This is a genomic window from Kitasatospora sp. NPDC024654, assembly GCF_055559155.1.
This window is the reverse complement of sequence record NZ_JBVHLF010000079.1, coordinates 13,442-30,707: the sequence shown is the minus strand read 5'-3', so window position 1 is coordinate 30,707 and position 17,266 is coordinate 13,442. Positions and strand designations below refer to the sequence as shown.

Below are 17,266 nucleotides of genomic sequence, written 5' to 3'. Positions count from 1 at the left end.
CGGCGGCGCCGCTCCAGCAGCGCGGGGAAGAAGCTGCCCGACCGCAGCTTGGGGATCGCCAGGTCCAGATCGCCGGCCTGGGTCGTCAGTTTCTTGTCCCGGTGCCCGTTGCGAAACGCGGTGCGGGTCTCGGTGTGCTCGTTCCACTGGGCACCGATCCTCGCCGTGGCCTCGGCCTCGATCAGCTCCTGGAGCATCCGCTCGGCCACACCCCGGACGAGTTCGAGCCCGTCCGCCGAACGTAGTGACTCCAGCAGGCGTAGTAGGTCAGACTGGGACAGAGCCACCGTGCGTCTCCTTCGTCGAACTGCCCGTTCACCACGGAGAGTTGCACGGTGGCTGACTTGTGCTCAGGGAGCGTGAGTCCCTCGCGGGTGTGCGCCCCAGGAGCGAACCCGCGCACACCTCACCCGTGATCGGCTACACCAGTCGGCGGGACGCCATCCTGCCGGGAGACCGGACGGCGCCCTCGGACTGAAGCCCCAGACTGACGCCTTGTCAGCCCAGACTGGGTTCCCGAAGCCGGGATTCCGGTCGTGAACTGCGCTTTTGCCGCCTTGATCGGCTACACCACTCGGTGGGACACCATCTTCTGCCGTCGCCGTCGCTGAATGCGAGGAGGGTCTCGCCGGGGTTGATCCCAGCCTCGGCCAGGATGCTCATGGGGATCGGTACGGTGCCGTCCTGGCCAACTGTAACTTCCGATGGAGTCGAGATCACGAGGCGAGTGTCGCATGCGTGCGCTGCTTTGATGGCATGTCAGCCCACATAATCGGGGTTCTCGATCATAGCCCGGTGTAGGTGTGCGAGGTCGATGCCGCAGTGCGCCGCGATGGCGCGCTGCCTCGCCATATCCGGGTTGCTGAGCGTCTCGCCGTCCTGGGTAGTCACCACGATGGCAGGACGGCTCTCACGGTCGACAGCCTGGTTAAGGGCGGCCCAAGCGAGATCGCGGAATTGGGCCGGGCGGCCCCAGCAGATGTACCGAGTCTCCGAACCGTCCGAGGCCAGGATGTTGTTGGGCTTGATGTCGAGCGTTCCGGGAAGCATGGACCAGCTATCTCCGCAAGCGGCGCGCACGATCTCGTCGGTGCCGCGGAAGCGTCGGGTGACGTACGGGACGTACTGGCCGATTCCCTCCTTTGCGCGACCGTACTCCTTCATCGCCACGTCCTTGATCCAGTCCATAGCGGCCTTGTCGCCCACGAAGCTCGTGAGCACGACACCGATGCGGGGGTCTGAGTACCACTGGCGGTAGTACTCGGTTCGCTGAGGATTCGTCAGGAAGTCCCAGCGCAGTTCTTCCGCCTGCTTGTAGATCCTCAGGAGGAGCTGCTTTCGGGTTTCGTCAGGCAGCTGAAGGCGGGCCATCGGAGCTTCTTACTCCCAAGTCGTCGGCGTCGGTGGGAACTGAAGACGGTGCTCGTCGTACGCGGTCTCCAAGCTTGCCGCATCCTTGATCCACTCGTCCATAAGACCAGCGACACGCTGGTCGTTGAAGTCGATCTTCGAACGGCTGATTTGGGGCAGGGTCTCCACCGTCCCATCGCCCTCCAGCGAGCGTCGGAGGTTGAGAGCCGCCGCAATGCGCCGAAGGTCGCTCACGAAGTCGAGAACCGTTACTCGGTCCTTGCCCTCACGCAGGCGCAGACCACGGCCGAGCTGCTGCACAAAGATCCGCCGAGAGTGGGTGACGCGCGCGAAGCACAGGATGTTCACATCGGGTACATCGACTCCCTCGTTCAAAATGTCCACCGAGGTGAGGATGGGTACCTCGCCTGATCGGAAGGCCAAGAGGCGGTTTTGCCGCTCTCGTTTGGGCAGTCCCGCGTGGATTGCCATGGCTCCAGGCCACAGCGGAGCACGGCACAGAAGGCCGGCCAGGCGTTCGGCGTGTTCGATGGTGCGGCAGAAGACGATGGCGCGGGGTTTGGTCGTGGTGGCCCATACCGACGCGAGCTCGTCACGCACGGCTTCATCCCTCTGGGGCAAGAAGAGTTGAGCGTTCAGCTCAGCGAGTCCGTACGAGTGCTCGCTGGCTGCCCGAACAACGTCCCAGTTGATGTTGTCGACGAACAGCCGGTAGTCGACTTGGGCCAGGTACCCGCGTTGCATGCCTTCTTCGATACCGAGCCTGAAGCTCGCAGGGCCGAAGTGCTCGGTGATGTCGTGCGAGTCCCCTCGCCACGGTGTGGCGGTGACCCCGAATTGGCGTGCGTCGCCGAGAAGTCGGAGAAGCTCGTCGTACTGGCCATCGGCACCGAGGTGATGGGCCTCGTCGATCATGACGAGGTCGGGTCGAAAGCCGAAGCGTGCGGCGTTAAGAGCGGAACCCAGCGTGGCGCAGGTGAGGCCAGAAAGATCGTCCGGCCGCGTGTCGCCGGTGAACAGCCGGGTCGGGACGGTTTTGGGGAGATGCCGCCAGAGGGCTCGTTCGAGCTGCTGTACCAAGTCCTTTGCGTGTGCCACCACGAGGACACGATCGGCGGGCCGACGGCGCAGGTGCGCGCCGATGACCTCGCCGCCGACCACGGTCTTGCCCAGACCTGTGGCGAGGACCAGCAGGGCCCGTGCGCTGGCCTCCAGATCCCGCTCCAGGGCCTGGATCGCCTCTGCTTGGTACGGGCGGGGTGTGATCACGCTGAATCGATCGGGGACCTTCTCGAAGCTAGCGTTGAGATCCGCTCCGCTCCACAGCAGAATCTGCGGGCCCAGGCGTGCGAGATCGGCCGCACGCCGACGGGCATCGGGGCTGAACCGCGTATTGGTCACCACGACGGCGCGATGGGCGTGGTAACTGTCACGAGCTCGGGAGACCTCGTCGACGGCGTCGGATCCGACCGCGTCGCGGAGCTTCCATTTGCACTGGATGACCCAGAGCTGGCCCTGGCGGCGGGCCAGGATGTCACCGCCCTCGTCGCCTGAGCCATCGATGTTGACGACGTCCGTGAACTGGAGATGCAAGAGCAGCCGCTCGATGCGTCGTGGGAACTGCAGGGGGCCGGCGTCGGCGAGGGAGCGCGCGGCCAGGAAGCCCGTCATGGCCGTCCCTACACCAGGGCGACGAGGTCGCGGGAGACCAGTCGGCAGCTCGCACGGAAGCGCGCGAGCTCGTCCGGGTCCAGCCTGGGCCGGTGCTGCTCGAGAAGCGCGAGGTCGCTCAGCGGACTGATCAGGCGGTCCAACGCGAGTTCACGGGCGCTGGCATCTGGGAGAGACTGGTAGGGCCGTGTGAACACGTGGCCGTCCATGAACACTTCCGGGGTTCCTTGCAGGACCCGGATCACCGCGCCCGCAGGAACGTACCGGATGAAATCGCCCTTCGCGATGGCCTCGTCCCAGGACGTTGAAGCCGCTTCCAGCGCGAAACGCCGTTGAGCTGCGAGCCGTTCGTCCTCGGCAAGCTGCTCCCAGTGCGTCCCAGCATCCTCGGCGACGACGGATGCCATGGCCGAGCGGACCTGCTCCAGCAAGTGTTCGGCCTCGTCGGCCATTGCGGCCGGCGTCAACCGGGGACTGGAGGAGCCGTCCTTCAGCTTCCCGATGATCTCGGACAAGGGAATGTCCGTGCGGTCAGCGCGTACCCTCATGTGTTCCGCCAGTTCGACCATGGCCAGGTCGCGCATGTCGGAGCCATGCTCGCGGAAGAGCGGGTGCTCGGCGTCGATGTAGATCTCAACCTTTGGCGCGCGGAGCATCTTGGCGAAGACCGGCACCTCGCGGTCTTCGTCCAGCAGACGCTGACCTCGGACAGCCCAAGCTTCCAGGGTCACGCTGCCCAGTTCCCTGAGCATGTAGTCGCCGCAGAGGTCCACGACGAGCGTGCCATGCTCGCGGTAACGCGCGAGACGTTCGAGCAGGGTCTCTTCGATCCTGCTCGGTGTGGGGTCGGGCTCGCTGAAGGTCGAGCGCACGCCCGGTGCCGCTTCGGGGCTTGCCGTCCCGGAGTTGAACAGGGAGTCGATCTCGATACCCGGGAGAACCTCGCTGTCGTCCGAAGATGACTCGGGGCCGACCGGGTGGTCGTGCTGATAGGCAGCCTGGTACCAGATCTCGTCGCTCTGGTACTCGGGATCTCCGGCCCGGAAGCGTTCCGCCCATTCCCGGGCCTTGTCGTGCAGGGCGACGTTGCCGTCGCCCGGGATGAGGTAGTTAAGCCCAGGGTCGCGCCGACGAAATCCCGTGAAGAGGAGAGCCAGGGGACTGTCGTTCTCCGGCAAGCTGAGCCTCTTGGCGATCTGCGGGCGCAGGGGACTGCTCCCTCGCACGGCTCGGATCACCTGTCGCCATTCGTGAGTCTCGAACTCGAAGGCGGTCTTCTGGTAGTTCGGGCTTACGTGGTCGCAGTGGATCTCGCCGACGATCCGACCCATCGGCGTTTTGTCGTCGATCGGGTACTCGATCTCGGGCTCGGACAACTCGTCGTCGTCGCGCCACTCGAACACCCGCTTGTCCTTGACGAGGATCTTGCGCCCGTTGCGGAGGAAGTCGATGCCGTAGTCGGTCTTGTGCACGTAGCGCTGGATGCCGAGCCAACCCCAGATCCGGCGTTCGCGCAGCTCGACGCGAGGGCTCTCGCACTCCTCGCAGACTTCGGCATCCAGGCTGCTCCAGTGACCACACACCGAGCACGCCTTCTTGTCGCTCAGACGCTGGTCGATCCACTGGATGGCGTGGATCGTGACACCCTGCCGTGTCACGGAACGAGACTCGTCCCAGACACACGGCCGACGCGGCACGACCGCCGTGTTGTTGACTGTCAGCAGGAAGCCCTTCTCGGCCAGCAGGTAGCTGTAGACCTCTCCCAGCTTCTGACGGATCACCTTGTGCGTGTTGGGGCGCTTCAAGGCGTCGTACTGATCGGACTTGAGATCGCTGATAGTCACGGTCGTCCCGTGCTCACCGGGATCCGACTTCGGGACCCGCCGGAACGGAGCCTCGTACCGCGAGGACTCGGCAAGTTGCGGGAGATCGAGGACGACCTCGATCCAGTCGGGGGCGCCGGCCCGGCTGGTACGTACCGTGGTGCGACGTCCCAGGCGGGCGGTGCTGATGTTGAAGCCCATCCCGAAGAGGCCGAGCGCGCCATGACGGCTGTTACTCGTCCAGCCAGCGCTGATCGCGTTACGCACGGCTTCGAGGCTCATGCCGCGCCCATTGTCTCGGACGGTGATCTCCGCCGTGGAACGGTGCGTGTTGGCGGCGGGCAGGGAGATGGCCACGGTCGGCATGTCCGCAGTCGAACCCGCCTGGCGAAACTCGTCGAAGGCGTTGTCGACCAGCTCGGCCAGACACTGCCAGTGCGAGAACTCGATGTCCCCGAGCACTCCGAGGATCCTGGGGTGCGGCATGACGTTGATGGACCCCGAGGTAGTCACTTGCCCCTGTTCTCCCTTATGCACTCTTTGGACCCCGCAGCGCTGCCAGGACCGGATACCGTGGCACCCGTCCATGGTTCACTCTCGGCGCGAGCCCGAATCATGGACGCCGATCCAACCGTAGCGGGTACGACCGACAGCGCAGGATCAAGTGCGAGATCTGCTGGCTGCCCTGGGCGAACGTCCCGCAGATGAGTAGGTGGTGACACTGGGAGGACGCAACGTGCTGGTTCTGTTCTCTCACCCGAGGAGGCGGCCGCGTGAACGACCTGTCAGAGCTTCTGCTGCGCGTCCGTAATCGTGCCGAGCGAGAGACTCCGGTCCTGCCTTCGTGCGCCAGCGAGCAAGACATCGCCAACGCCGAGCGCGTACTCGGCTTCACTCTGCCGCCGCCGCTACGCCTGCTGTACCGTCACGTCGCCAACGGCGGCTTCGGCCCTGAGTATCAGCTGTTCCCGCTGATCGGCCAGGGGCGGACCGCCGTATCCGAGTACGGAGTGCCGGAGGGGTTCCCTTGCGAGTACTGGCCGCAGGGCGTGCTGCCGATCCTGGACTGGGGCTGCGGCATGTACGGCGCCGTCGACTGCCTCAGCCCCGACGCACCTGTCCTCCTCTTCGAGCCGAACGCAGGCCCTGACGACTGGGCCGACGCGTGGTTCCTGGACTCGCCTTCGCTCACCCAGTGGCTGGCCTCCTGGCTGAACGGAACTGGTTGGTGGGAGGAGGACGTCATGATGGCCGATGATGCCCAGGAGCCCATCCCCTGGGCTGATGCCGCCTGGCGCCTTGCCGCGAATGCTTGAACCGGTCAGCCGCGCCTCCCGGCCGGGAAACGGAGTCCGAGCGGGACGAGCTGCGCCAGCCACGGGAGCAGTGCGCATGGCGCCACAAGGTGTCGGCACCGGTTGAGTGTCACACACCCGTCGATCGACCTACGAGTGTCGGCAGCCTCGTACGCGGAATGCCAATACGTCGACTTCCCACAACCCTCGTCTGGCGAAGGCGGGCAAGCTGCCGATGGTGTCCCACCGAGTGGTGTAGCCGATCAAGGCGGCAAAAGCGCAGTTCACGACCGGAATCCCGGCTTCGGGAACCCCGTCTGGGCTGACAAGGCGTCAGTCTGTGGGCTTCAGTCCGAGGGCGCCGTCCGGTCTCCCGGCAGCTGCGCACCTGTGAAGCTTTGAGGCAAGATCGGCTACACCACTCGGCGGGAGCACGACCAAGCTGCCCGTTCCGTCGACATGGCGCTCGGCGTGTGGGAGGCTGCGGATCGAGTACCGAAGGTGCCTCGGCAACGCCACAGGCCGCCTCCAGAGCGAACTGAGCCAACTCGTGCCAGATCCGTGCCAGAACGGTCGGTGAACGACGGTCAGAAGCGGGCAAGAACTATCGCGCCGAACGCCCGGCGAATCAAGCATCGCCCCAGGCCAGAGGCCCTTTTAAGCCCGAACGCCCAAAGATTCCCAAGCTTATAGCGCGAGTTCGATTCTCGTCGCCCGCTCCAGCAGTAAAGGCCCAGCTCAGGGGCATGATCCCCGAGCTGGGCCTTTTGCTTTCCGTGGGCCGTTTCGGGCCCCGTGTCCCCTGCGTGCCCGTTAGGCCGAGGGAGCCTCTTCGCCGCGGGCGGTCGTGCCCCGGCCGAGCTTCTGGTTGATCGCCGCGTCCATGCCGTCAGCGATCTTCTTGTCCCGCTCGCTGGTGGCGTGTTGGTAGATCAGCGCGGCCCGAACGGAGGCGTGCCCCATGCGAGCCATAAGCTCCTTGAGACTGGCGCCTGTGGTGGCTGCCAAGGTGTTGCCGGTGTGCCGTAGATCGTAGAACCGGAAGTCCGGCATCCCGGCCTTGTCGCGCGCCTTCTTCCAGATCCGGCCGAAGGAAGTCCGGCGGAACGGGGCACCCTTCTCACCGACGAACAGCAGCCCCTTCGGACCCTTCTCGGCGAACAGCTCAAGGTGCATCTTCACGTCCGGGAGTACTACGGCGGGGATGGTCACGGTGCGTTTCCCGGCCTCGGACTTGGTGTCGCCCACGACCCGCCGGCCGGTGTTCAGCTCAGGAGCAGCGAGGCGGACCCGCACGGTGCCGGCGGCGAGGTTGATATCCGAGCGGCGCAGCTCGGCGAGTTCTTCCGGGCGGAGCGTGGTGAACGCGGCCAGGAGGACCATGGCCCGCCAGCGGGCGCCGACCAGTTCGGCCAGCTCATAGACCTGTTCGATGGTCGCGGTCTCGCGTTCCTCCGATGACTCCTTTCCTGCACCCTTGATCCGGCAGGGGTTCCGGCGGATCAGCTCGTCGTCGGTGGCGGTGGCGAGGATGGCCTTGAGCAGGCGGTATGCCTTCGCGGTCGTGATCTGCTTGCCGGTGGCGAGTAGGGCCGCGCGCCAGGCCCGGACGCGAGGCGCAGTGATCTCGTCCAGGTTCCAGGCACCGAAGGCGGGCGCGAGGTGCAGCCGGAGAAGCCGGCGGTACAGCTCGTCCGTGGTGGCCATCAGCCCACGCTCGGTGATCCACGCTTCGGCGTACTCAGTGAAGTTGATCGCTCCGGCATCCGGATCACGCCAGTCACCACGCGAAAGGTCGGTCTGGGTCTCGGCCAGCCAGACCTCCGCTTCCCGCTTGGTGCGGAACGTCACCGGGGCCGGCCGGAGGACACCTTGCGGGTCGGGGTAGCGCGCCTGATACCGGCCGGACGGGAGCTTGCGGATGCGGCCGAACTGCCGCCGCTTGCCAGCCATCAGGCCACCGACCGCAGGGCGCGACGGGTGGTCAGCGGCCGCACGGTGTTGACCGCCATGAACTCGGCCAGGGCCGCAGGCGCGATGCGGACGTGGCGGCCGACCTTGATGAACTCGATGCGGCGTTCGGCGACCAGGCGTCGAGGGAACCGGTCGGTGGTGCCGAGGAGGGCGGCGACCTCGGCGATCGTGAGGAGGTGGTCAGGCAGGGACATGGGTGGTGGGTTCTCCTTCCGTTCCTGGTGCGGGGGTGAGTGCTTCGGCGAGCCAGCGTTCGCCTGGGGTGAGGCCGATGCCGGCGAAGGTCCAGTGGGCGAGGACGAGGGTTGTGGGCTCGGTGGACTCGTCGTCGGCGGCCGGGGGCGGTCCGTCGGTGTGGGTGGTGGCTTGGGCTCTGCGCCAGGCGGCGCGTGCCTCGCGCAGGGCGCCGAGGGTGGTGGAGTAGCGGCGAGTCTTGGTGGAGAAGTGGCCGCGGAAGCCGAGCATGTGAGCCCAGGCGCGCAGGCGTAGTTCTTCCAGCTCGGGGCACTGGCCGAGGGTCCAGCAGGTTCGAACGAGTCGGCGAGCGTGCTCCGAGATGTCGAGGTGGGCGAGCTCGGCGAGCAGCTTGATCGGTCGGTCAAGGGTGCCGGTCGCGGATTCGGCGCCCTTGGTGGCGTACTTGGCGATGTAGGCGGCGACGGCGCGTTCGGTGAGGGCGGTACCGGCGGCGAAGTCTGCGGTCCGGATGGTGCGGATGTCGAGCTGCTTGCCGAACGCGAAGGCGTACGCGGTGCCGTCGAGGACGGGCCCGGGGATCTCGGTGGCGGCGACGGCGGCCCGGATGGCGTCCGTGAGGAGGTCTGGCGTTGCCCAGGCCGGCGGCGGAGTGTCACCGCCCTCGGGACCGTCGAGGCGAATGACGGCGTGGAAGTGGACGGCCCCGCGCTTCTGGTACTCGGCGACCTTGGCGAACGAGACGCGGGCGTGGTCGCGGAACTCACGCTGTGTCAGGCCGGCGCGCTTGGCGACTTCGCGGCGCAGGTAGATCGAGAAGCGGGCCCAGATCTTCCCGGCGTGAGCGTTCCAGAGCACTGCGGCGCGGTAGTCGTAGGTGTCCGGGTTGATTGGTGTGCCTAACTCGGGCGCGCCGTCGGTGTGGTGGGTGCCGCAGCGGCAGCGGCCGTTGGTGGGGCGGTTGTGGACGGGGCCGAAGCCGGGGGCGGTGAAGGTGGCGAACACGCGGGGGTGGGCGGCGACCGTGGCGGGGGTGCCTTTGCCGCCGGTGAGGCCGGCGGTGATCAGGTGGTAGGTGTCGCGGCGGTAGGTCTCGGCGCAGGCCGCACAGCGGGTGGTGCGCCGGTTGTTACAGCGCACGAGCAGGTTGCCGGCGGCCAGGTCGGCGGATTCCAGGTGGTGCAGGATCTCGCCGGTGGCGGTGTGAACTTCGGTGCGGTAGCCGTCGAGGCGGATGGGTCGACCGCAGCCACCGAGGCCGGCGAGTTGGCGCATGAGGGCGGGCATGGTGCCGAGTTGGGCAAGGGCAGTCAGCTCGGCGACCGGTGGCGGGGCGAGAGCGGGCACGGGGGTCCCTTCGAGCGGGATGGGCCCCGGAGCCGTAGCGCAAGCGGGCGGGCTCCGAGGCGGGGTGGTCAGCGCTTCTGGACGGGGTTGGTGTGCTGGTCGATCCACTGCTCGGCGCAGACCTTGTGGACGGGCTTGCCGCGGTCGGAGCGCAGATTGGTGGGCTTGGTGCAGATGCCGCACGGTTCGGGCTTGGGGGACCAGTGCTTGGAGTCGCGCCAGTCGAGGAGGGCCATGTCAGGCCGCCTTCACGCTGGTGCGGGGGCGGGTGGTGGTGCCGGTGCCGTGGCAGGCAGGGCAGCACGCCTGGACGGTGGCGCGGGAGCCGTTGGGGAGGCGGGTGCCGGTGTCGATGGCGACGCGGGCGAAGCCGGCGCAGTGGGTGCAGTGCTGGGCGTGGCTGTGCTGGTGCTGGGGCATGATGGTGGTCCCTTCTGGGCGCGGTCGTGTGCTGCGGTTGGTTGGGTGCGGTCTCCGGGGCGGTGGGATGCTTGGCGGCTTTTGCCGCCCCGGGGGCCGGTCAGGGGGCGCGGTGCTGGGGGTCAGACCCGCAGGGCGCGGGCGCGGGCGGCGGCTTGTTCGAGCAGCTGGTGAATGTCGGCCTGCCGGGTGGTGGGGCGGTCGTTGTACTCGTCGGGGGAGTTGACGGGCCGCCGAGTGGCATGGAGGACTTCCATGACCTGCACGCGGGCGGTCTGGACAGTGCTCGCGGTGCCGTAGCCGTGGGCGAGGACGGCGGCTTGTGCGCCGAGGAGGCAGACACGGCCGGCGGTGTCCCACATCGCGCCTTGAAGCCAGCCGTGCGCGGCGATGTAGCGGGAGGCCAGGCGCAGGTGATCGGCAGCGCTGACCGGGACGGGTCGGGCCGGGCGGTGGGCGATCCGGTCCAGGAGCGTGAGGCGGGGAAGCGGGTGACCGGAGTTCCAGGGCTGCACCGTGCTGCCAAGCGGGCAGACGTACGGAGCGGGCAGGCGGGCCGGGGTCGGCAGGGAGGCGAGGTAGGCCTCGATCTCGGCGGCGAGGCCGGAGCCGTCCACGGTCAGCAGCGTCGGGAGACCGAAGGGTTGGAGGGTGGTGGGCATGGCGACTACTCCTCTCACTTGTGGGTGACGGCCGTGACCGTGGAGCGGGTGGTCTGGTCGATGGCCGGGGCCAGGAAGGTGTGCGCCAGGTAGAAGCCGAACAGCGCGATCACGACGACGCCCCAGGGCCGGATGCCGAGGAACTTGACGGCGGTCCAGGCGATGGCGCCGAGGACGAAGACCAGGGGGAGGGTGACGTTCACGGCGAGCTCTCCTGTCAGGCGATGGGGCAGTGGTGGGTGCGGGCGGCGATCTCGGCGGCGGCGCGGGAGTCGTAGTCGGCGGAGAAGCCGCAGCGCGGGGCGGTGCAGGCGGCGGTGTGCTTCTCGCGGCCGTGGCGGTCGTAGTAGGTGGCGACCTGGACAGGACCGATGCGGATTACGTTGCGCGGGCGGATCGGTCGGGGCATGGAACTGGTTCTCCTCTCAGGTGAGTTGGGCGGCGATGGCGTCGGCGAAGTGCGGCGGGACGCCGAGCCGGACGCGCAGGGTGTCGGTGTCGATCGGGGTGCCGGTGCGGGCGCGATGGTCGTCGGCGACCTTGCGGGCGTGCTCGACCAGAGCGGCCGGGACCGCGATGGGCGGAGCAGCGGGTGCGGCGGTCAGCGCGGGTACCGGATCCGGCGTGGGGAGGGGTTCGGGCTCGGGTTCGGCCAGGCCCGCGACGGTGGTGTCGGGTTCGGGTTCGTAGAGCGGGAGTTCGGGGTCTGGCTCGGGCTCGGTGTCGGGGGCGGTTGGGGTGGTGTGGGCGAGGAGGGTGCCGCCGAAGAAGGCGAGGGCGGGCCAGCCGGCGACGAGGATGCGCAGCCAGGCCGGGACGCGGGCGAGGTTGAGGAGTCCGGCGGTGGCGACGTTCGCGCCCAGGGATGCGGCCAGCGCGATGGCGAACCAGGTCCAGGCGGCGCGGGCGGGGCGGCCGGCGGCGCGAAGGACGCGGATGCGGTGCCAGGCGGCGACCAGGAGCAGGTCCACGGAGACGGGGTAGGCCCAGGCTTTCCAGCCGTGTTGGTTGGCGGCCCCGGCGATGTCGTGGAGGTGGGCGAAGGACAGGGCGCCGGCGATGGCGGCTTGCACGAGGACGGCATCCGGGCGGGGCAGGCGCATCGGGCGGTCCTCCTTCCAAGGGGGGTGGGGCCGGGGCCGGACGGGGCTCAAGGGATGCCCTGCCGCCCGGTCCCGGCGGTCTGGGTGGTTACTCGGGGGCGGTGCCGGTACCGAGGCAGGTCGGGCAAAGGACTTCGACCTGTCCGGCGGGGCGGGCCTGCTTGCCGCGGCCGACGGTGTGGGTCTCACTCACCCAGCCCTCACCGTTGCAACCGGTGCACTTCGGCAAGGCGGCCGAGACCGGGGCGGGCTTCTTGCGGGCGGCCACCGGGATCACTCGTCCGAGTCGGTGTCGTCGGCGCCGTACCAGGGGCAGTCGCGTTCATCGTGGTCGACGCCGGTCACGTCGCCGTCGGTGTCGCCGCAGTGCTCGCAGAACATGGGTCTTCTCCTCGTGGTTCGGCCCGCTTCGGGCACGGCTTGGGTAGGGACTTGGCGTGTAGACGGTCACGCCGACCGGGAAAGGGGCGGTTAGCGCCGGCGGATGGTCCAGTCGCGGGGGCTGTTGCGCAGGTCGCTGGTGACGCTGAAGCGGGCCGGGCGACCGGGGTCGACAGGCTGGCTGGGCGTCAGCTCTCCGCTGCGGAGCCAGACGTCCCAGGAGTACATGCCGTTGGCGGTGTAGAGCCCGCTGGTGGTGCGGCGGACGAACGTGTACTCGCCGGAGCAGACGCGGGTCAGGTGGGCGTCGTCCAGGTACTCGTAGTACGCGCCGCCGGTCCAGTACGGGCGGTTGAGCTGGGCGCCACGGGCCCACGCGTCGTGTTCGTCGCGCAGAGCGCGTTCGCTCCTGCTCATGGGCATGACGGCGGTCATCTCGCGGACGTGGTCGGTGATCGCGTCGCCGTGCTTGTCGAGGAACCCTCCGACGAGGTTCTCCAGGAATCGGGGCATGATGGAGCTCTCTTTCTGCTCGGTCTCGGGTGTGAGGGGCCCGGGGCGGCCGGTGAGTTTGGCGACCTGGCGGCTGCCCCGGGGCGTGGTCAGTTGATCGGGGTGTCGGTCTGCGCGGCGGCGAAGCGCTCCATCGCGGCGAGGAAGCCGGTGGCGTTCTCAGCCAGGGCGCGAGCGAAGGCCAGCTGCTCGGCCAGCGGAACGGTGGGGTGGGTGGCCAGGGTGAGGCTGTGGCCGGGGTCGTCCAGGGCCAGGATCGGGGGTCGCCGGTCGCCGTACTCGCACAGGTGGAAGTGGGTCTTGCTGTCGGCGTAGAACGACACGTGCAAGGTCATCGGGAGGTCCTTTCGGGAGCCGGTCGGCGGTGTGGGGTCAGTCCTTGCGCGGGTAGCCATGGCCGGCCGGCGGGTAGTCGCGGTTTCGGCGCATCGCCGGCGTGCAGCCATGGAGCACGACACGGCCGAACTCCTCGTCGGCGTCTTCGTTGTCGTTGAGGTAGCCCGTGGTCGCGTTGATCAGCTGGCCGGTCAAGTGGCGGTCTTCCTCCGCCTGGCTGGTGCGACGGTCGCGGTAGCTCATGTGATCTCTCCTTTTGTGGGCCCGAGTTCGGGCATGGGGGTGGTAGGGACTTGGCGCGGGGGCGGTCGCGCCGGCCGCGGAGCAGGGGATGGGTTAGCTGGTGGCCGGGAACGGCTTGGTCAGCGGCACGGCATCAGCCGGGACCGCCGTCGGCGGGACGCGCGGCCGGAAGCGGTTCAGCGCCGGCAGGTCGGGAACGCGGTGCGCGTTCTCCCGGCAGGCGCGAGCCGCGTCGGCGAGGGACAGTTCCGGGGTGCGGATACGGCACCAGCCGCCGGAGGAGTCACCCGCCACGGCCACTCCGGGCATCTTCGGGGGGATCGCGGTGGCCGCGAGCACGGCTTCAGGGGAGATGTCACCCAGGCCCATTTCGGCGGTTGGCCGGTCGTTCACGCGGTGCACGACGCGGCCGGAGAGCTGAGCGCGCAGCATCGTGGCGCCCTTACCCAGCTCGGAGCCGAAGCGCTGCCCGCAGACCTCCAGGTAGATGCCGGCCGCGCGGCCGAGTTGAGCGAGCCGGATCAGCTGGGTGACCATCACGTCCCGGCGCTTTTCGTCCTTCGCGGTAGCCACCAGGAACAGTTCCGCGACTTCGTCCACCAGCAGGACCAGTGGCACCGGTCGCACGTCGTCGGGCAGGCCCCAGATGTCCGAGGTGATCTCTTCGTCCGGGACATCCGACGTGATGCCCTGCCGGTCACGGATCAGGTCGTAGCGGCCCTCCATTTCATCAACCAGGACGTCCAGCAGCTCAGCCGCCTGATCCGGATCGATGGCCAGCGCGGACAGACGAGGTGCGAACGGGGCCAGCTCCACACCCCGCTTGCAGTCGATCCCCACCAGCGCCACCCGCTGAGAGGCCAGGCCCCGGATCAGGTTGCGAATGTAGACCGACTTGCCCGACTGCGTCGCGCCCAGCGTCATAGCGTGCGGGATGGGCCGGTAGTCGCGCACATAGGCGGTCCCGTCCTCCCGCAGAGCCACCGGCACCACCATCGGACCGGAGGGCAACCGGCGCGGCATACGCACCTTGCGGAGCACATCGAAGCCGGTCATCCGCAGCTCGACCACACCGGGCTTCACCACCGAGACATGCACGGCGTGCACACCCCAGGCGTGGCGCAGACGCTCGGCCGAGGCCGCCACGTCCGCCGGCTCCATCCCCGGAGCGAGCCGCAGGCGAATCCGCAGGCCCGTGGTTGTCGGGCGGACCCGGCGGATCTTTGGCGGAACCGGCCGGATCTCCCGCCGAGAGGTGACCCGGGCGACCATCACCCGCAGCCGGGACGGCGCAACCGTCAGCCCACAGGCGTCCATCGTGGCACCGTAAGTGGCCCGGAAGCGTATCGCCGCCACCGGCAGACCCACCGCCGACCAGTACACCGCCGGCGCCTTCACCCGGGCGTAGGCCGCACCACCACCCACAGCGGCTAACGGACCGCCGAACTCGGCCAGCGTCATGACCCCCGACATGGCGATCAGCCCTTCGCCGTAGCCGGAACGAGCGAGGTAATCGCGGTAGCGCGGAACGAAATCCCGTGCCGCTTCTGGCCGTTGAACTCGTTCTCCCAGTCCCGGGCCTTGAGCCCGGTCACCGCGACCGGCATCCCGACCTGGAGACCCTCACTGATCCCGGTCTCCGGCACCGAGACGGTGTAGAGGTTCGCCTCACCCTCATCCGCGATGGTCAGCCCGACGGTGTACATCCGCGCGCCGGTCTCGCGGTCAACGGCAATCTCACCCGTCTGCTTGTTCACCAGCTTCGGCGCCGGCGGAACGACCACGAACACGAACGCGGTCGACGTGTCGATCTTGAAGGTAGCCATGGGCCTACTCCTTGAGTCAGCTCCGACGCCCATGCGTCGAGTAGCAGCTTCCCTATGAAGGTAGGCGCAGTTTTTCTGCGAGTCAAGAAGTTCTGCGAGTAGTCGCGAAGAAGAACTTCTGCGACTCTGGCGTTGCACACACGGAAGTAGTTCCACATGTGGAACCTGGCAGAGGAGGGATCATGACCAACGGCTTCGGTCTGGTAGTCCGCTTCGAGCTGCGCGACGACGCAGCCGCAGCGGCGTTTGACAACCTGGTGGAGCAGACGCTTGCCGGGATCAAGGCGCACGAGCCCGGCACACTCGCGTACGTCGTGCACGCAACCCCGGACGAGCCCAACGTCCGCGTTTTCTACGAGCTGTACGAGGACCGCGACGCGTTCGACCAGCACGAGCAGCAGCCCCACACCAAGCACTTCCTCGCTCAGCGCGAGCAGTACCTGTCCGGCGTTGACGTGACGTTCCTGTCCGCCCTGGCAGGGAAGGGGCCGGTGGCAGCGTGACCCCGGAGGAGCGGCGCGCCTTTGGCGTGCGCGTGGCCGAGTTGCGTGAGGCACGAGGGTTCACGCAGAAGCAGCTTGCCGCCGAGATCGGCAGGACGGCGAGTTGGCTGTCCCAAGTCGAGCGAGGCATCCAGCCGGTCAACCGGCTTGACGTGCTCCGCATGCTCGCCGACGGCCTAGGCGTGTCGCTCCAAGTACTCCGCCCGGATGCACCCGCGCCCGCAGCGATAGTGACGGCCGAGCCGGCAGAGGAGCCGAACGACCTTGACCAGGCACGGCTCCTCATCTCCGGTCACCCGGTCCCTGAAGTGCTGTTGGCCGTCGATCCTGCTGAAGCGCCGGTCACGGTGGAGGAACTCGGCGCCGCTGTCGATCGAGTCTGGGAACTCACCCACGGCAACCAGTTCGCCGACCTGAGCGCGGTCCTTGGGCCGTTGGTCCCGAGGATCGAGCGAGCGGCCCGTACCGCGCCCCTTGAAAAACGGCCCGAGCTGTGGGGGTTGCTCAGCCGGACGTACCAAGCGCTCTCGGCAGCGTTCGTCCGCCAGGACGAGGGCGATGCGGCGTGGGTCGCGGCGGACCGATCTATCCGTGCGGCTGAGGAGTCTGGACAGCCTCTCGGGGTGTTCGCCGGTGTGTTCCGACTCGCCCAGGCGTTCGTTCGGCTGAAGCACTTCGACCAGGCAGACCATGCGGCGACGACCGCGCTCAACGCGCTGCGGCAGTACCTGCTAGTCAGTGACGACGACCCGCAAGCTCTTTCGGTCGCAGGCTCGTTGCACCTGGTGTTGGCCCTGACGAATGCGCGTTCCGGCGATCGGGCGCGGGCACGTCAGGAGTTGGATCAAGCACGGAAGGTCGCGCGACGGCTGGGCGAGGACCGTAATGACTTCAATCTGGAGTTCGGTCCGACCAACGTCGAGATCCAGACGGTTTCAATTGCTGTGGACCTTGGAGACGCAGGCGAAGCAATCGAGGTTGGGACGCAGATCGACGCATCCGGACTCTCGGTCGAGCGCCGCGCACGGTTGCTCATGGACCTGGGCCGGGCCTACGCGCAACGTCGTCAGTTCGGTGAGGCGCTGGACTCCCTCCTGCAAGCTGAAGAGCTCTCACCGGACCTGATCCACAACCACATTGAAGCGCGCGCGACGATCCGCGAACTGCTTCTCGTTGCCGGCCGGTCGGCAGCCCCTGAGCTACGCGATCTCGCGGAGCGAGCTGACGCCCGAGGGTGAGTGAGTAAAAACCTTCTCTACGGGTTCAAGGCGCCGCGCACAGCGCGGCGCGGCACTCGCCCGGCCGCCCGTCGTCGCTCCTGTCTTCGCCCCGCTCCCGGCGGGCGCCCGGCGGTGCCGCGGGTGCGGCAGAGAGAAGTGGGGCGCTGCCCCACACCCCGGCCCTCCTCGGAGGGGACCAGGGGCTGGCGCACGGGTGCACCATCGATGGGGTGAGTGCGGTGGGGCGCGGGATGGCCCCCTCCTCGACCGGTCACCCAAGGGGCGTACCCGGAACCTCCAGGGGCCGCCAAGGCCAAGCGCAAGCGTCACGGACGTGAGCCTTGGCGGCCCCTGGAGAACCCGGGTGCGGCGAAGCTGCCCGA

General features: G+C 68.1%; 21 protein-coding genes. 3 read left to right on the top strand and 18 right to left on the bottom strand.

Annotation, left to right across the window (positions count from 1 at the left end; genetic code table 11):
* From ACZ38L_RS31505 to ACZ38L_RS31490, 4 genes are all read right to left on the bottom strand, one after another.
* The coding region (locus ACZ38L_RS31505; protein ID WP_465699707.1) for a transposase at positions 1–287 on the bottom strand (287 nt) is incomplete at its 3' end.
* 472 nt (positions 288–759) lie between these two features.
* The gene (locus tag ACZ38L_RS31500; protein WP_465643886.1) at positions 760–1,371 is read right to left on the bottom strand and encodes a hypothetical protein; all 612 of its coding nucleotides are present in this window, start codon (positions 1,369–1,371) and stop codon (positions 760–762) included.
* 9 nt (positions 1,372–1,380) lie between these two features.
* On the bottom strand, positions 1,381–3,042 hold the full coding sequence (locus tag ACZ38L_RS31495; protein WP_465699704.1) for a DEAD/DEAH box helicase family protein: 1,662 nt from the start codon (positions 3,040–3,042) through the stop codon (positions 1,381–1,383).
* An 8-nt stretch (positions 3,043–3,050) separates the two neighbouring features.
* Positions 3,051–5,327, bottom strand: a complete 2,277-nt coding sequence (locus ACZ38L_RS31490; protein WP_465699701.1) for an ATP-binding protein — start codon at positions 5,325–5,327, stop codon at positions 3,051–3,053.
* Positions 5,328–5,638: 311 nt separating this feature from the next.
* On the opposite strand from ACZ38L_RS31490, the gene ACZ38L_RS31485 reads away from it, so the two are divergent.
* Entirely contained in the window at positions 5,639–6,181 is a 543-nt protein-coding gene (locus tag ACZ38L_RS31485) for an SMI1/KNR4 family protein (RefSeq protein ID WP_465699698.1), read from the top strand.
* A 792-nt stretch (positions 6,182–6,973) separates the two neighbouring features.
* On the opposite strand, the gene ACZ38L_RS31480 is transcribed toward ACZ38L_RS31485, so the two are convergent.
* The 14 genes from ACZ38L_RS31480 to ACZ38L_RS31415 form a co-directional block, all read right to left on the bottom strand.
* The gene (locus ACZ38L_RS31480) at positions 6,974–8,113 is read right to left on the bottom strand and encodes a tyrosine-type recombinase/integrase (protein ID WP_465699695.1); all 1,140 of its coding nucleotides are present in this window, start codon (positions 8,111–8,113) and stop codon (positions 6,974–6,976) included.
* On the bottom strand, positions 8,113–8,322 hold the full coding sequence (locus ACZ38L_RS31475) for an excisionase family DNA-binding protein (protein WP_465699711.1): 210 nt from the start codon (positions 8,320–8,322) through the stop codon (positions 8,113–8,115). Before ACZ38L_RS31475 ends, ACZ38L_RS31480 begins: the two co-directional genes overlap by 1 nt.
* Positions 8,315–9,616: a replication initiator gene (locus tag ACZ38L_RS31470; protein WP_465699709.1), complete on the bottom strand. Its 1,302-nt coding sequence runs from the start codon at positions 9,614–9,616 to the stop codon at positions 8,315–8,317. The genes ACZ38L_RS31475 and ACZ38L_RS31470 overlap by 8 nt, the downstream gene beginning before the upstream one ends.
* A gap of 128 nt (positions 9,617–9,744) precedes the next feature.
* A complete protein-coding gene (locus ACZ38L_RS31465; RefSeq protein ID WP_465699692.1) occupies positions 9,745–9,912 on the bottom strand; it encodes a hypothetical protein in 168 nt (55 codons plus the stop codon).
* 1 nt (position 9,913) lies between these two features.
* Positions 9,914–10,096: a hypothetical protein gene (locus ACZ38L_RS31460; protein ID WP_465699689.1), complete on the bottom strand. Its 183-nt coding sequence runs from the start codon at positions 10,094–10,096 to the stop codon at positions 9,914–9,916.
* A 122-nt stretch (positions 10,097–10,218) separates the two neighbouring features.
* Positions 10,219–10,758, bottom strand: coding sequence for a DUF6197 family protein (locus ACZ38L_RS31455; protein ID WP_465699686.1), 540 nt, complete (start codon positions 10,756–10,758; stop codon positions 10,219–10,221).
* A 14-nt stretch (positions 10,759–10,772) separates the two neighbouring features.
* On the bottom strand, positions 10,773–10,961 hold the full coding sequence (locus ACZ38L_RS31450) for a hypothetical protein (protein WP_465699683.1): 189 nt from the start codon (positions 10,959–10,961) through the stop codon (positions 10,773–10,775).
* A gap of 14 nt (positions 10,962–10,975) precedes the next feature.
* A complete protein-coding gene (locus ACZ38L_RS31445; protein ID WP_465699680.1) occupies positions 10,976–11,167 on the bottom strand; it encodes a mobile element transfer protein in 192 nt (63 codons plus the stop codon).
* A 16-nt stretch (positions 11,168–11,183) separates the two neighbouring features.
* The gene (locus ACZ38L_RS31440; RefSeq protein WP_465699677.1) at positions 11,184–11,861 is read right to left on the bottom strand and encodes a DUF2637 domain-containing protein; all 678 of its coding nucleotides are present in this window, start codon (positions 11,859–11,861) and stop codon (positions 11,184–11,186) included.
* A gap of 471 nt (positions 11,862–12,332) precedes the next feature.
* A complete protein-coding gene (locus tag ACZ38L_RS31435) occupies positions 12,333–12,755 on the bottom strand; it encodes a hypothetical protein (RefSeq protein WP_465699675.1) in 423 nt (140 codons plus the stop codon).
* Between the two features lie 89 nt (positions 12,756–12,844).
* Positions 12,845–13,090, bottom strand: a complete 246-nt coding sequence (locus ACZ38L_RS31430) for a hypothetical protein (RefSeq protein ID WP_465699673.1) — start codon at positions 13,088–13,090, stop codon at positions 12,845–12,847.
* 37 nt (positions 13,091–13,127) lie between these two features.
* Positions 13,128–13,334 (bottom strand): hypothetical protein, encoded by a 207-nt coding sequence (locus tag ACZ38L_RS31425; RefSeq protein WP_465699671.1) that lies wholly within the window; start codon positions 13,332–13,334, stop codon positions 13,128–13,130.
* 93 nt (positions 13,335–13,427) lie between these two features.
* Positions 13,428–14,807, bottom strand: coding sequence for an FtsK/SpoIIIE domain-containing protein (locus ACZ38L_RS31420; protein WP_465699668.1), 1,380 nt, complete (start codon positions 14,805–14,807; stop codon positions 13,428–13,430).
* Between the two features lie 5 nt (positions 14,808–14,812).
* The gene (locus ACZ38L_RS31415) at positions 14,813–15,160 is read right to left on the bottom strand and encodes an SCO3933 family regulatory protein (RefSeq protein ID WP_465699664.1); all 348 of its coding nucleotides are present in this window, start codon (positions 15,158–15,160) and stop codon (positions 14,813–14,815) included.
* Positions 15,161–15,342: 182 nt separating this feature from the next.
* Between ACZ38L_RS31415 and ACZ38L_RS31410 the strand changes: the two genes are divergently transcribed.
* Positions 15,343–15,663, top strand: a complete 321-nt coding sequence (locus ACZ38L_RS31410; RefSeq protein ID WP_465699662.1) for a putative quinol monooxygenase — start codon at positions 15,343–15,345, stop codon at positions 15,661–15,663.
* Entirely contained in the window at positions 15,660–16,901 is a 1,242-nt protein-coding gene (locus tag ACZ38L_RS31405) for a helix-turn-helix domain-containing protein (RefSeq protein ID WP_465699660.1), read from the top strand. The genes ACZ38L_RS31410 and ACZ38L_RS31405 overlap by 4 nt, the downstream gene beginning before the upstream one ends.
* Positions 16,902–17,266: the final 365 nt, after the last annotated feature.